14 protein-coding genes are annotated in these 14,981 nt (G+C 32.5%); 7 read left to right on the top strand and 7 right to left on the bottom strand.

What is annotated here, in order from left to right; translation table 11 throughout:
- Positions 1-44: 44 nt before the first annotated feature.
- Entirely contained in the window at positions 45-926 is an 882-nt protein-coding gene (locus tag CHRY9293_RS15645) for an NmrA family NAD(P)-binding protein (protein WP_162033839.1), read from the bottom strand.
- Between the two features lie 80 nt (positions 927-1,006).
- On the opposite strand from CHRY9293_RS15645, the gene CHRY9293_RS15640 reads away from it, so the two are divergent.
- Positions 1,007-1,387: a winged helix-turn-helix transcriptional regulator gene (locus tag CHRY9293_RS15640; protein WP_162033838.1), complete on the top strand. Its 381-nt coding sequence runs from the start codon at positions 1,007-1,009 to the stop codon at positions 1,385-1,387.
- Positions 1,388-1,451: 64 nt separating this feature from the next.
- On the opposite strand, the gene CHRY9293_RS15635 is transcribed toward CHRY9293_RS15640, so the two are convergent.
- Positions 1,452-2,507, bottom strand: coding sequence for an NAD(P)-dependent alcohol dehydrogenase (locus CHRY9293_RS15635; protein ID WP_122548465.1), 1,056 nt, complete (start codon positions 2,505-2,507; stop codon positions 1,452-1,454).
- Between the two features lie 366 nt (positions 2,508-2,873).
- Between CHRY9293_RS15635 and CHRY9293_RS15630 the strand changes: the two genes are divergently transcribed.
- Both CHRY9293_RS15630 and CHRY9293_RS15625 read left to right on the top strand, forming a co-directional pair.
- Complete coding sequence (locus CHRY9293_RS15630; protein WP_122548464.1) at positions 2,874-3,776, top strand: helix-turn-helix domain-containing protein; 903 nt, start codon at positions 2,874-2,876, stop codon at positions 3,774-3,776.
- Between the two features lie 57 nt (positions 3,777-3,833).
- Positions 3,834-5,162 carry a carboxylesterase family protein gene (locus CHRY9293_RS15625; protein ID WP_162033837.1) on the top strand — a complete coding sequence of 443 codons (1,329 nt, stop codon included), beginning with the start codon at positions 3,834-3,836 and terminating at the stop codon, positions 5,160-5,162.
- A 79-nt stretch (positions 5,163-5,241) separates the two neighbouring features.
- Here the strand turns inward: CHRY9293_RS15625 and CHRY9293_RS15620 are convergent, their stop codons facing one another.
- The 5 genes from CHRY9293_RS15620 to lpxK all read right to left on the bottom strand — a co-directional run bounded on the left by CHRY9293_RS15620 (position 5,242) and on the right by lpxK (position 10,373).
- Positions 5,242-6,726, bottom strand: coding sequence for an alpha-amylase (locus tag CHRY9293_RS15620; RefSeq protein WP_162033836.1), 1,485 nt, complete (start codon positions 6,724-6,726; stop codon positions 5,242-5,244).
- Positions 6,727-6,772: 46 nt separating this feature from the next.
- A complete protein-coding gene (gene dinB, locus CHRY9293_RS15615; protein ID WP_162033835.1) occupies positions 6,773-7,867 on the bottom strand; it encodes a DNA polymerase IV in 1,095 nt (364 codons plus the stop codon).
- A gap of 75 nt (positions 7,868-7,942) precedes the next feature.
- Positions 7,943-8,458 (bottom strand): TlpA family protein disulfide reductase, encoded by a 516-nt coding sequence (locus CHRY9293_RS15610; protein ID WP_162033834.1) that lies wholly within the window; start codon positions 8,456-8,458, stop codon positions 7,943-7,945.
- Positions 8,459-8,551: 93 nt separating this feature from the next.
- Complete coding sequence (locus tag CHRY9293_RS15605; RefSeq protein ID WP_162033833.1) at positions 8,552-9,364, bottom strand: purine-nucleoside phosphorylase; 813 nt, start codon at positions 9,362-9,364, stop codon at positions 8,552-8,554.
- Positions 9,348-10,373, bottom strand: a complete 1,026-nt coding sequence (gene lpxK / locus CHRY9293_RS15600; protein ID WP_122548459.1) for a tetraacyldisaccharide 4'-kinase — start codon at positions 10,371-10,373, stop codon at positions 9,348-9,350. The genes CHRY9293_RS15605 and lpxK overlap by 17 nt, the downstream gene beginning before the upstream one ends.
- Positions 10,374-10,503: 130 nt before the next feature.
- On the opposite strand from lpxK, the gene truA reads away from it, so the two are divergent.
- The 4 genes from truA (at position 10,504) to CHRY9293_RS15580 (ending at position 14,961) form a co-directional block, all read left to right on the top strand.
- Positions 10,504-11,238, top strand: coding sequence for a tRNA pseudouridine(38-40) synthase TruA (gene truA, locus CHRY9293_RS15595; protein WP_162033832.1), 735 nt, complete (start codon positions 10,504-10,506; stop codon positions 11,236-11,238).
- A gap of 391 nt (positions 11,239-11,629) precedes the next feature.
- The gene (locus CHRY9293_RS15590; protein ID WP_162033831.1) at positions 11,630-12,217 is read left to right on the top strand and encodes a Crp/Fnr family transcriptional regulator; all 588 of its coding nucleotides are present in this window, start codon (positions 11,630-11,632) and stop codon (positions 12,215-12,217) included.
- 85 nt (positions 12,218-12,302) lie between these two features.
- Positions 12,303-13,073 (top strand): alpha/beta hydrolase, encoded by a 771-nt coding sequence (locus CHRY9293_RS15585; RefSeq protein ID WP_162033830.1) that lies wholly within the window; start codon positions 12,303-12,305, stop codon positions 13,071-13,073.
- Positions 13,074-13,200: 127 nt separating this feature from the next.
- A complete protein-coding gene (locus CHRY9293_RS15580) occupies positions 13,201-14,961 on the top strand; it encodes an ABC transporter ATP-binding protein (RefSeq protein ID WP_162033829.1) in 1,761 nt (586 codons plus the stop codon).
- Positions 14,962-14,981: the final 20 nt, after the last annotated feature.

Genomic DNA, 14,981 nt, shown 5'->3' with positions numbered 1-14,981 from the left:
GCCAAAGGCTCGCCGAAATTATATTATCACTAGGAAGCATAAAGTTAATTGAATTTATCTGCAAATTCTTTAGCAAATTCCTCTAATTTAATTTTTCCATCCACTTTAGAGCCATGTTCAATAAAATCCTTTTGCACGATACCGGTTCTGATTCCTCTTCCCATCTCAGTAAACAATTCGGCAATTTCTTGTGGAAGACCGGCTTGGAGCATTCCATTTAAAGACTCTTCATCCTTAAACTCAACCCATGGAAGTGCTGGTTTTCCAAGCACCTTTCCAAAAACTGTGGCAAAATCACTAGCTTTGCGAACATCACTTACAATATATTGTATACTTTTACCTTCAGAATTAGTAACTAATTCTTTAGCTGCAGCTTTGGCAATGTCCATTGGATGAACTAATGGGATAGGTGTAGATTCCGGATAATTACTGCCTATAATTCTAGAGTTTTTGATCAATGGAATATCATTGAAAAAATTGGTATAAAAATATCCGGCTCTTAATAAAGTAACGGAAGTATTTTCTAGCTTATTATAGAGTTGTTCAATATAATGAAGACCTTTTATAGGACCGTTTTCTACCGTAGATGCTGCGCCTGTGCTGCTTAGCATAACCACTTTATTTATATTAGTTTGTCTGATAGCTTCAGCATAATTCTTTCCAATATTTATTATATTTTCAATGATATTTACATTACCTAAGTTAGGTGGGGTCATGAGAAAAGCAGCATCTGCCCCTTCAAAAGTTTTAACTAAAAAGTGGAGATCTGTAATTGATCCAATTGCAGCTTTTGCTCCCAACGCTTCAATTTCATTTTTTTTAGATTCGTTACTACTAATTACGATGACATTATGTTTTTCTGCAATTAATTGTTGAGCTAAAGGTTTTGCGACATTTCCTAGGGAACCTGTGATTACAATTTTCATAATAAATTTTTTTTTATTTCCTTAGACAAAGTTATCTTTGTACTTACTTATATACAAGTACTTACCCTAAAGTATGTATTATGACAGCAATTAAAGAAAGCTCAACGATTCAGCAGAATAAAAAATATGCATTAGATCTTTGTCCAGTAACGTATGTGATGGAAAGGATTGGAGGATTTTGGAAACCGATTATTTTATATCATCTTTCTACAGGTGATAAAAGATATAGTGAATTAAAGCGTGCTATTCCGGCCGTTACGGAAAAAATGTTAATTCAGCATTTGAAACAACTTGAAGCGGATGGATTAGTTACTAGGACAGCCAAACCAATAGTTCCTCCTCATGTAGTATATGGTCTCAGTGAAGGGGGAAAAGGATTGATGCCCGTAATTCGTGCAATGTCAGAATGGGCATTTAAAGATATGAAAGAAAATAATAAGAGCTCACTTTGTTCTAGTTAAATAAAAAAGAAAAAGACTGTTTACTTATTATGTAAACAGTCTTAAGTTAAAATATAAAAAAGAATTATAAAGATTGCATATCAATTACAAAACGATATTTTACATCACTTTTAAGCATTCTTTCATAGGCTTTATTGATATCTTGCATTTTAATCAATTCAATGTCTGAAACAATATTATGTTTTCCGCAGAAGTCAAGTAATTCTTGAGTTTCAGCAATACCGCCGATCAAAGAACCTGCAACAGAGCGACGTTGGAAAATCATGGGTCTGGTACTTACCTCAGCTTGTTGGAATTCTCCAACAAATCCGACTAAAACTAAAGTTCCATTTAAGGATAGTGTCTGCATATAAGGGTTAATGTCATGTTCGTAAGGAACCGTATCAATAATGATATCAAATTTACCTTTTACGTCCTCCATTTGAGAATCATCAGTAGAAATGATGACGTGATCAGCTCCTAATTGTTTTGCATCATTAGTTTTTCCTGGAGTTCTGGAGAATAAAGTAACTTCAGCTCCTAATCCTTTTGCTAATTTAATGGCCATATGTCCTAACCCTCCTAATCCGACAACGGCTACTTTAGAATTTGGGCCTACATTCCAGTGTCTCAAAGGAGACCAAGTAGTAATTCCGGCACAAAGAAGCGGTGCAACGGCTGCCAAATCTAAATTTTCAGGAACACTTAATACGAAATGTTGATCGACAACTACTTTTTGGGAGTATCCTCCAAACGTATGACCTCCAATATGTTTATCCTGTCCGTTGTAAGTTCCAGTAAATCCATTCAGACAATATTGTTCTAAATCATGTTTGCAGCTATCACAATGTCCACAAGAATCGACTAAACATCCTACTGCAGCTAAATCACCAACTTTAAATTTGGAAACATCATTTCCTATTTTTGTAACTCTACCTACAATTTCGTGTCCGGGAACTACAGGGTACATAGATCCTCCCCAGTCATTTCTTGCAGTATGGAGGTCTGAATGACAAACTCCACAATATAGAATTTCAATTTCTACATCATTGGATGTTGTTTCTCTTCTTTCGATGTTCATTTCTTGTAAATCGGCAGTATTGGATTCTGCTCCGTAAGCTTTTACTTTGAATGTACTCATTTGCTTTTATTTAAGTTTAAAATTGTTTTATTATTATAAATTATCGTTATGAGATTTACTTTTTATGAAAAAATAATCAGCTTCTGAAGTTACGATTAAATTTTTCTTTACTGTAAGAAATCATAATTTCTGCATACAAATTTAAAAACGGTATTCATATTGCTCCTTGAAACCAGGTATATTATCTTTTAATATTTCTGAGACAAATGACATTTGTATAAGAATAGTATTCCTAACGATGCAAAAGTCGAAACTTTTAGATAAACTTAACTTATATAAATTACAGAAAGAATTACCAATTTTACAGACCACTTACCAATGACCATCAAAAAATGGTAATTTTGAATAAAATATAAAATGTACTTCATGGAAAATCAGGAAGTTGAAATTATTAGCAGTGTTTCAGAATATAATAAGATGGTGAATCATGAAACATTTCACCCTTTAGTAAGTGTTGTTGATTTTGCAAAATCTGATCCTATTTGCCAATACAAAAGAATGTATGGTTTTTATACCGTTTTTTTAAAAGATGTGAGGTGTGGTGATATGTACTACGGAAAACATAATTATGATTATCAGGAGGGAACGTTGGTTTTTATAGCACCAGGACAGGTGAGTGGAGTTAGTAATGACGGTCAATATATACAACCCGGAGGGTATGCTTTATTATTTCATCCGGATTTAATCAAAGGAACTCATTTGGGAAGAAATATAAGAGAATATAATTTTTTTTCTTACGAGGTTCATGAAGCATTGCATCTTTCCGAAAAAGAAAGGGAAATCATTTTGGAGTGTTTTAAAAATATAAAACTAGAATTAGAGCAATCCATAGATAAGCATAGTAAGTCTTTAATCGTAAATAATATCGAATTATTTTTAAATTATTGCATGAGATTTTATGATCGACAATTTATTACAAGAGATCATATTAATCAAGGGGTAATTGGTAAGTTTGAAAATCTATTACATGATTATTTGACCTCTGAAAAACCTAAAAATATAGGCTTTCCTATGGTTAATTATTTTGCAGAACAATTGAATATTTCGGCGAACTATTTTGGTGATTTGATTAAAAAAGATCTGGGAATTTCAGCACAGGAGTATATTCATAATAAGCTAATTGAAGTGGCAAAAGAACAAATTTTTAATCCTGAGAAAACAATTAGTGATATATCTTACGATTTAGGGTTTAAATATCCGCAACATTTCACAAGATTATTTAAAAGAAAGGTGGGCGTTTCTCCTAGTGAATATAAAACGTTGAATTGAGTTTTTTTAACAATAAAGTGCTAAATTTAATATGAAAAATGTATTTCTTTATTCGATATGAAGGAACAACAAGATATTAGGCCATATGCATTTCAGACACCTTTCGGAAAAGTGGTAGCATTTGCAGAAAATGGAGTTATTAGAGCTAAAAGTATTCGGTATGCTCGCTCTGAAAGATACAAAATGCCTATCCCCTTAGATAAGGCAGAGGAAGATACTATTCTTAATAAAACACCGGTATGCCCTCAGAATATTAGTCCGCTTTTAGAGAGATTGATTGAAAAGACCAACCAGGAAAATTTTGAAATAGAAGAATCTACACAATATCTTACCATAACTCGTCCGGAAAATACGAGTGAGAATGATCGACTTCCTGTTGTAGTATGGATCCATGGAGGTTCATATGAAGTGGGGTGTGGAGATTTGCCGACTTCTGATCCCAGTGTATGGGTAAAAGAGCAAAACATTATTGTGATTTCTGTTTCTTATCGTTTGGGACTTTTTGGTTTTTTAGGAGGAGATGAGGAGAGACCTGCTAATCTTGGTTTATTTGATATTATTGAAGCATTGAAATGGATAAAAAATAATATTCAGAGCTTTGGGGGTAATCCGGAAAATGTAACCCTTCTAGGACAATCGTCCGGAGGAGATGCGGTAACTCATCTGATGATTTCAGAAGGTGTAGAAAATTTATTTAGTAGAGTAATTGTGCATAGTGCTCCGTTGGGATTCCGTCACAATAGAAAAAAAATGTCCTCGGAATTATTCAGAAAAACAGAATATTTAAAGAATGAAACGGATGTCTTAAAAATGACTGAAGATTATACTAAGTTATTACCATCTGTTATGAAATATGGCCTAAAAGCCTCAATGCCATTTTGCTTGCAATACGATTATCCTCCTTTATGCCGAGAAGAGGAATCCCTAGAAAAATGGAAAAAGAACGCTAAAAAATTCGATGTATTAATTGGGCTAAATAATGATGAAACAGCTTTCTATATCAAAACAGCTCAAGAAGGATTATATACATATTTAAGTGAGACAATTCTTAATACAATTGTTCGTACGACTACCAATTTTATATACGAAAAACCGGCTAACATTTTCGCTAAAAATTATGCCGATGGTGGTGGAAATATTTATTTCTTTAAAATTCATTCAAAAGTAAGTAAAAACAGTATTGGCGCAGCACATTGTATTGACCTTCCTTTGATTTTTTCTAATGAATCAGCTTGGAAGTCATCAGAGTTGCTAAAGGATATTTCATGGGATTATGTATATGAAAATGGAAAAAAAATACGTTCCCTATGGGCTGAATTTGCTCGAACCGGAAAGGTTTCTGACGATTCAGAAAGGCCAGAAATTTTAGAACTCAGAAAAATATGAGTATTAGTTACTAATACTAAAAGTTAATAGGAATAAAGTAAATGTTTTTTATTATAGTAGAGATTATGAGGAATTATATTTATTCTTTTGTATTGAGCTCAATCCATACACTTACATTTCCTGCGGGAACAGGAAAATTTCCCCATCCGTTTTGGTCAATAATTACCTTTTCGTTTGACCTTTTTAGAATATCATAAAACTTTTTGCCGGCATAGTGTATACCTATTTCCATAGGTTTATTGTAAGCATCTTTATTACTTAAAACGACAGCACAACCGGAATGTTCCTCATTTCCTTCCCGAGTCCATCCTAAGCAATTGGCATCTTCAAAATAATCTCTTTGGATTCCATAGGCATGATTCTTTCTAGTTGTTATTAATTCTTCAATACCATCAACTTTGTCTAAAAATATTTCCTGGTCATTTCCATCTTTGTCTTTATCTACATAATGAGCTCCAAATAAATCAGGGTAAAATATACACGGATAGCCCTCTTGCCTTAATAAAATTAAAGCATAGGCTAACGGCTTGAACCATTTTTCTACGGGAGCTTCTAGATCTTGTAGAGGTTGAGTATCATGATTATCCACTAAGCTTACAGAGTGTAAAGGATCTGCTTGAGTAAGACTCCCATCAAAGATCCTCCTTAAATCGTAATTACTTCCTTCATGGGAAGCGTTATGAAAGTTATTTTGTAAAGAACTATCAAATAAACTCATACAACCTTCAGTAACTTCAATATATTTTTGGAGTAGGTCTAAATATCCTGGGGCCCAATATTCTCCCACTGCAAAAACATTCTTTCCCGAATTTGAACGGAGTAATGTTAGCCACTCTTTATAAAAATCAAAAGAGATATGTTTTAATGCATCTAGTCGTACGCCATCAAAATCAGTTTGATCAAAATACCACTTTGCCCAATCATTGAGTTCTTGTCGCACATAAGGGTTACGGTGCTCAATATCGTTATGCATTAGATAATCATAATTTCCTTTTTCATTATCAATCATTTCCTCCCAGTTATCACCATATTCAGATTTTATTTTATAAATCCCTGAGGGAATTCCTTCTCCATAATCCACTCCACTAAAGCAGGTGAAATTCCATTCGAAATCAGAATATTTTTTATTTCTCCCTGGAAAAGTAAATTTTGTATAAGATTGAATTTCAATTTCATCAGAAATTATTTTTTCTCTATTATTTTCATCTACTTTAATTACTTTGAAAGACTCTAATTCATCACCGCCTCCTTTATGACCTAATACTATATCCACAATAATCTTAATGTTTTGCTTCTTTAGAGCCTTTATGGCATGGATATAATCTTCCTTTGTTCCATATTTTGTGGCAACAGTTCCTTTTTGGTCAAATTCGCCTAAATCATATAAATCATAAGAGTCGTAGCCTGTAGAATATCCTCCGTTTGCTCCTTTATAAGCGGGAGGAAACCATATTGAAGTGATTCCTAATTTTGCTAAATAAGAAGATGCTTTTGCTGCTTCTTTCCATAATTTAGCATCTCCTTCAGAATACCAATGGAAAAATTGAATCATTGTTTCATTCATAGATTATGAAGTTTGGTTACTACAATGTAGTGAAATTTTATAGGAATTAGTCCTCAAATTCTCTGAAAGGAATTTTTAATTGAACAGAAATTTGTTTTTTTTCTTCTGTATTAAGATGAGACAAAGAGAGCCCCAATAGACGAACGGGTTTATCATAGGGTCGAAGTTCCCATAGTTTTTTTCCCATGTTATAATATTGTTCAGAGGAGGAAAAGTATTCTTCTTTGGTAATACTTCTGGTGAATAGTGAGAAATCTTTATATTTTATTTTTAGGGTTAATGTGCGACCAAGAATGTTATTCCGCTGTAATCTTTGGTGGAGTTCATGGCTTAAACTTTCCAGTTTCTCATTAATTTGTTGTTCATCAAAAAGATCTTCAAAAAAAGTTCTTTCTACAGCTACGCTTTTCTGAATACGATGAGGTTTAACCTCTGATGTATGAATACCTCGTACCACATTATAGTAGTATCCTCCCGATTTTCCAAATAATTTAATGAGCTCTTCCAATGATTTTTTTTTTAGATCTTTTCCTTTGAAAATTCCTAGCGAGAACATTTTATTAGCCGTTACTTTTCCTACACCGTAAAATTTTTCAACAGGCAATTCCTCTAGAAAATTTTCAATTTTATCCGGATGTATAGTCTTTTGTCCATTAGGTTTATTAATATCGGAAGCAACTTTAGCTAAAAATTTATTTATTGAAATTCCTGCTGAGGCCGTTAAGCCAGTTTGTTCAAGAATTTTTTGACGGATTTCTTTAGCAATCTGATTGGCTGATTCTATTCCTTTCTTATTTTCAGTAACATCAAGATAGGCTTCATCTAATGATAACGGCTCTACAAGATCAGTATATTCAAAAAAGATTTCTCTGATTTTTTTTGAAATTTCTTTATAACGAGAAAAACGAGGGGGGACAAAGATAAGATGGGGACATTTTTCTTTTGCTGTTTTACTCGGCATAGCGGATCGTACTCCGAATTTTCTAGCTTCATAGCTTGCTGCAGAAACAACTCCTCTGTGCTCACCACCAACAGCAATAGGTCTTCCTTTTAAATTGGGATTATCATGCTGCTCCACGGAAGCATAAAATGCATCCATATCGACATGAATAATCTTACGAATAGGAAAAGGAAAATCCATATCACAAAGATATGGATTCCTTTATTTTGTAGCTGACATTCAAAAAATAATGTATATAAAATAGAGTTGCAAAAACTATTGTAATAGATTATTTATGGTACTTTGAATTTCAGGATCTTCAGGAGAAATTGCATAGTATTTTGCAATAGCTGATTTTTGATCTATAATAATATACCTTGGAATCCAGTTGAGGTCAATGTAGTTATTGAAATCATTTTTCCAACCAGAGGAAAACCAATAATTTTCTTTATCTTTCATTTCAAATCTTTCGAGACTTTTATGAAAACCTTCTTTTGATCTTTCCAATGAGAAAAATACAAAATCTACATTCGGATTATTTTTTTCTAATTCTTTAGCTTTTGGAAAAGCATTCAAACAATCTCTGCACCAACCAGCCCAAAAGTCAATCATTAAAACCTTACCCTTATGTTGATCGAGAATTTCTTTAACAGTTATATTTTTTCCTTCCTCATCTTCTAACGTTTGACGTAGAGCTTCTTTGGAAAAACTTGTTTTAAGGACTTTCGGGGTTTGCTGAGAGCAACCTAGACCAAATATTCCTATAGTAAATAATAGCAATAGCTTTTTCATTTCAAATTCGTTTATACAAATCTAAACATTGAAACGTAATTAAAGGAAAGTTTAGTATCAATTAATAAAAAAATACACCATTGAAAATTTCTATTAATAATTGGTAACTAGACCTTTTACTACTTGAATTATATTTGGCATGGCTTTGTTGGCGGCATTCAGTACTTCTTCATGAGAGACGGCTAACGCAATATCTGGACCTCCAAGATCTGTAATAATGGAAATTCCAAAAACTTCCATTCCCATATGCTTAGCAACAATTACCTCCGGAACCGTACTCATTCCTACCATATCCCCACCAATTGCTTTGATCATACCATATTCAGCGGGTGTTTCAAAAGTAGGACCTTGTAAGGCAACATAAATACCTTGATGAATTTTAATGGAATTATTTTGAGCAACTTGTTCAGCAATGTTGATCATCTGCTTATTATAAGGCTCACTCATATCAACAAATCGAGGTCCTAATTCATCGATATTTTTACCTCGAAGAGGATGTTCCGGCATCATATTAATATGATCTTTTAAAATGACAATATCAGCCACTTTGTAATTGGGATTTACTCCTCCCGAAGCATTAGAAAGAATAAGATTTTTAATTCCTAAAAGATGAAAAACCCGAATAGGAAAAGTTACTGTTTCCATAGAGTGACCTTCATAATAATGAAAACGCCCACTCATCATGAGTACTTTTTTGTTTTCTAGGATTCCGTATATGAGTTTTCCTCCATGTCCTACCACAGTTGTCTGAGGGAAATGAGGAATATCTTTGTATTCTAGAATATGAAGAGGTGTTACTTCATCTTGAAGTTTTCCTAAGCCTGAGCCCAGAACAATAGCAAAATCCGGTGTATCCTGAATGATATTTCTAATAAAATCAGCGGTTTGCTTAATTATTTTTAACATAGTCTAAGATGATTTGATTGAACTCTTCTTTTTTGTCAATAACAACATTGATGGGCCAATAGTAAACAATGTCTCGGAGATAATCAAAAGTTTTAAGTCGAACGTAATCTTTTTCTGTGGTTAAAATCAATTTGTATTCACCTAATTTTTTATATTCTGCAGTAATTTTTTTAATATCATCTTCAGAAAAATTATGATGATCTCTAAATTTTAAATGCTTAACCCTCTTAGAGAATTTGGCTAAATGTTGTAGTAAAGGTTTAGGATTTGCAATTCCTGTGATTAATAAAATGTCATAATAATTAAGATTATTATCTGGAAGGATTTTATCTCTTCCATAGACATTCTCATCATAGTTGATCGAAGAAAAGAAGACTTTTTGGTTTGCGGAAGGCCTAATCCTTGAAATGTAATACTGTTTGGATTCTTCTGTCAATTCATCGGGACATTTACTGACCATGATAATATTGGCTCTCTTTGCACCTGCCCTAGACTCTCTTAAATCTCCTGCAGGAAGAAGATGATCTTTGAAGTAGGGATTATTATAATCCGTCATTAAAATCGTGAAACCAGCCTTGATTTTTCTATGTTGCATGGCATCATCTAAAACCAACGCATTGAGATCCATGTCATTGATTACTTTGTTAGCTCCCGGAACTCTATCTTCCGATACGGCAATTACAAAGCGATTTTTGAAACGCTCAAACAATTGCATGGCTTCATCCCCCACCATTTTATAGTTACTATCATAATTAGTAATCATATAGCCTTTTGTCAATCTTCCATAGCCTCTGGAAAGAACACCGGTTCTATAATGTTTGGATAAAAAACAGGCTAAATACATGACCATGGGGGATTTTCCGCTTCCACCCACAGACAGATTGCCGACATTGATAATCGGAGTTGTAAATTTTGTAGATTTAAAAATTCCCCAGTCATACATTCTATTTCGAATAGCTGTTATCAAATGATAACCAAGGGAAAAAGGATAGAGATACCATCTTTTCATACCTTGCAAAAATAAGAATTTTCAAAAGCATTTTAAACAATATTCTCAATGATTTTTCAATATTTATTTTGAAAAATCGATTGACTATTATCATTAATTTAAAGTATTTTTGTAGAGTTATTTTATTACATTGAGGTATTTTATTGAATTTTCCTACAACGGCAAAAATTATTTCGGTTATCAGATTCAACCGAATGCAATTTCTGTACAGGAGGAATTGGAAAAGGGACTTTCCACTATTTTGAGAGAAGAGATTAAAACAACAGGTGCTGGTAGAACGGATACTGGAGTCCATGCTAAGAAAATTTTTGCTCACTTTGACACTGAAAAAAAATTGGAGGAAGATCTTGTACGTAAGTTAAATAGTTTTCTACCTTCTGATATTTCAGTAAAAAGAATTTTTAGAGTACAAGATGATTTTCACGCTCGTTTTGATGCTACATACAGAACATACGAATATTATATTTCCCTAGAGAAAAATCCGTTTACACAAGAACTGGCGTGGCAGCATTGGAGAAAGCCTTTAGATATTCATAAAATGAATGACGCTTGTAAGATTTTATTTGAATATGAGGATTTTACAAGTTTTGCTAAGCTACATACCGATAATAAAACAAATATCTGTAAAATGTATAAGGCAGAATGGATACAAAATGGGAGTGAGCTCATATTTACAGTTTCTGCCAATCGTTTTTTAAGGAATATGGTAAGAGCAATTGTAGGAACTATGGTAGAAATTGGTTCAGGAAAAATAGATCCTGAAGATTTACGAAAAGTGATTGAAAATAAAAACCGTAATGCTGCAGGAACTTCGGCACCTGCTCATGGTTTATATTTAGTAGATGTTGGGTATGAGTTTGGATAATGACTATTATGATCTCCATTCTAATTGCAATATTTATATATTACCGGAAGCTTGCTCTTTCACTCTTTCAAAGGAAATATATCCTGAAAATAGAACTTTCCGGAGAGTATTATAACCCTCGTAGCGCATTGGGTTTAATCTTATATATGAATTTATTGAGATTGTATTGCATCCTAATACATACATTTAGGATATAGATTTTCATAATTTGTCTTTGGTTAATATATTAAGTTGGATTTTTTCTTTACTTGTTTGTCTTGTTTACATATATCTTGATAAACGTCGGAAAAAATCATAACTTTATCTGATAATTTGAGAATAAAACTCAAAGATAAAAAATGGTGACTGATATTTTTATAAGTCACCATTTTTTAATAAAACCTAACTAATCATGGACGAAATAGAAAAACTTTCTTTTGCACTAAGCCATTTTGCAGGTCTTTCAGAAGATGATTTTAAATTATCCCAAGATTTCTGGTTACCCAAACATTATAAAAAAGGAGATTTTTATAATCTTCGAGGAACGGTTTGTACTTATTTTGGATTTATAGTGGAGGGAGTCTTCCGTTCCTATACGATTGATGAAAAAACGGGTGAGGAGAAAAATGTTTTTCTATATTCTGCAAATGGGTTTGTGGTGTCTTTCAAAAGTTTTATAAATCAGATGCCGTGTGATTATCATACTCAGGCTTTGACAGATGCTTTAATTATTTATATCCGATATACAGATTTACTATCCCTGTATCATCAATCTCATCGATGGGAAAAATTTGGAAGACTTCTTGCTCAGGAAGCCTTTAATGTAACGATGACAAGAGTTGAAGGCTTTATTTTAAAATCTCCTGAAGAAAGATATTTGGACTTAATAAAGCAGCATCCTGATATTTTTAACTATGTTCCACTGTATCATATTTCTTCTTATTTAGGAATTCAAGGTCCGTCTTTAAGTAGAATACGAAAAAGAATTTCTGGCAAATAATACGATTTTAACTCAAGTTAAAATTATTCTTATTTAATCTACGGAACTTTGTCTCATAATTTAAAACCAATAAAAAATAAATGTTATGAAAACAAAAACTATCGTATTAATTCATGGTTTATTTGTGAACAATAGAAGCTGGAAAGAGTGGGAAAATTATTTTGAAGCACAAGGGTATACAGTACATACTCCCTCTAATCCAGGACATGATGGAGATCCAAGACAATTAAAGATGAGCATACCTTCAGAGTTGAAAAATGTAGGTTTTGACGATACTGTAGATAATTTAGTGAAATTTATAGATACCCTCCCTGAAAAGCCAATTATTATTGGGCATTCATTTGGAGGATTAATGGTTCAAAAGTTGATTGATATGGGAAAAGCAGTAGCAGGAGTAAGTATTGATGGTGCTCCTCCAAAAAATGTGATGGCTCCTTTTTCTACGGTGAAAATCGTTTGGCCTGTAGTTAATTTCTTTAAAGGAAATAGCCCATTCTTAGGAACAAAAGAATGGTATCATAAGGCCTTTTTCAATAATTATTCAAAAGAGGAGAGTGATGCATTATATGAGGTTGTGGCTGCTCCGGAAAGCCGAAAATTAGCAAGAGACCCCCTTTTTAAATCTTCAGCAAAATTAGACTTAAGTAAACCTCATGAGCCTTTATTATTTATAGCAGGTTCTCAAGATAATATATTTCCTGCAAACTTTTCAAAAAAAATAGCAGGATCTTATAAAAACAAAAATAGCATTGTCGATTTTAAAGAATTTGAAGGAAGAAGTCATTTCATTTGTGGAGAAAAAGGTTGGGAAGAAGTGGCTGAATATATTTTGAACTGGTTAGGAAAATTAAATTGATATTCATATTATAAATAACAGGTATCTGAAATTTTCATGACTATTTAATGAAGATGTTAAGATTGTCAAATTAGAAAGTATTATTTTTGCAAAGCATTTTATTTTAATTATTTCTTTGACCTAAGCAATGAAAAAACAAGATACCTGGACTATTATTAGAAGGCTATTCTTTATCGGAATGAAGTTCCGCTCTTGGTTTATCCTAACTTTAATAATTTCAATAATATTATCAATAGTTTCTACATACAGACCTTATCTTACGATGGAGGTGGTGGATCACGATATTACTAAACTTAAAGATAAAGCTTTGATGATGAAGCATATCTATATCTTAGTAGGATTGGTTTTCACAGAAACTATTTTAAATTTTTTCTTAGTGTATTTCTCCAATTATATTTCTCAAAATGTAATACGTGATATTAGAGAAAGACTATATGAAAAGTTAATTTATTTTAGAACTTCTTTTTTTGATAAAACTCCCATTGGACAACTTGTAACCAGAGCAGTAGGGGATGTAGAAACAATTGCTACTGTCTATACTGATGGTTTTTTAATGGTTTTTGGAGATATTTTGAGGATTGTGTTTGTATTGATAATGATGTTCAGTACAAATGTTCATTTGAGTTATATTACATTGGCTATTTTACCTTTAATGGTTGTCATTACAAGATTTTTTCAAAAGAGATTAAAAAAAGCATTTGGAGATGAAAGAAATTGGACGGCATCTCAAAACTCTTTTGTTCAGGAGAGGTTAGCAGGAATGTCAATTATTCAGGTTTTTAACAGACAACAATCCGAGTTTAAAAAATTTGATGATATCAATATAACATTGAAAGGAGCCTTGTTGAGAACTGTTTTTATTTTTTCTTTGTTTTTTCCTGTAGTAGAGCTTATTTCTTCTCTTTTTATTGGATTTATACTTTTTTATGGCGGGTATATTACAATTAGTGCAGGGGTCGTTATTGCTTTTATTCAGTATATCTCAATGCTCATTCGTCCTTTGAGACAGATCGCGGATCGATTCAATAATATTCAAAGAGGTATTGTAGGAGCAGAAAGAGTATTAGGTGTTATGGATGAAGATTATGCAATGCCTAATGATGGGAAAGTAAAAAAAGATCATTTTGATGGTAAAATTGAATTTCAAGAAGTGCGTTTTGCCTATGATGATAAACAAGAGGTTTTAAAAGGAATTGATTTTAAAGTTAATCCAGGAGAAACGGTAGCCATTGTAGGAGCGACAGGAGCTGGAAAATCAACGATTATTAGTTTGATTACAAGGCTATATGATATTAATTCCGGAAAAATTATAATAGATGATATTGATTTAAAGGATTATGAATTGTATAATTTAAGAAGCCATATTGGTGTGGTTTTACAAGATGTTTTTCTTTTCCATGGTAGTATTTTTGAAAATCTAGCTTTTGGGGATGATACGATTACCTTGGAAAAAATAAAGGCTGGCGCAAGAGAAATTGAAGTGGATCAGTTTATTGAACAACTTCCTGGTGGCTATGATTATGTAGTGAGTGAAAGAGGATCATCAATTTCTTTAGGACAAAGACAATTGCTGTCATTTTTAAGAGCTTACCTTTCAGATCCAAAAATTTTAATTTTAGACGAGGCGACTTCTTCAATTGATCATGAAAGTGAAAAATTGATCCAAAGGGCAACTGAAAAAATTACCCAAAATAGAACCTCAATAATTATAGCACATAGGCTATCTACTATTGAAAAGGCAGATAAAATTATTGTAATGGAGGGAGGTAAAATCGTTGAAGAAGGAAAACACTTGGAACTGTTAGACAAAAATGGATATTATGCTACCTTATATAAGGCTCAGTTAAAGCATGAAGTTCAGATGGAAGAAGATAATCGAAATTCATAATCATAAAATACAAGGGCAAC

The organism is Chryseobacterium potabilaquae (assembly GCF_902728265.1).
GTDB classification, from domain to species: Bacteria; Bacteroidota; Bacteroidia; order Flavobacteriales; family Weeksellaceae; genus Chryseobacterium; species Chryseobacterium potabilaquae.
Note: the sequence above shows the minus strand (reverse complement) of the source record. Positions and strands in the feature narration are given on the sequence as shown.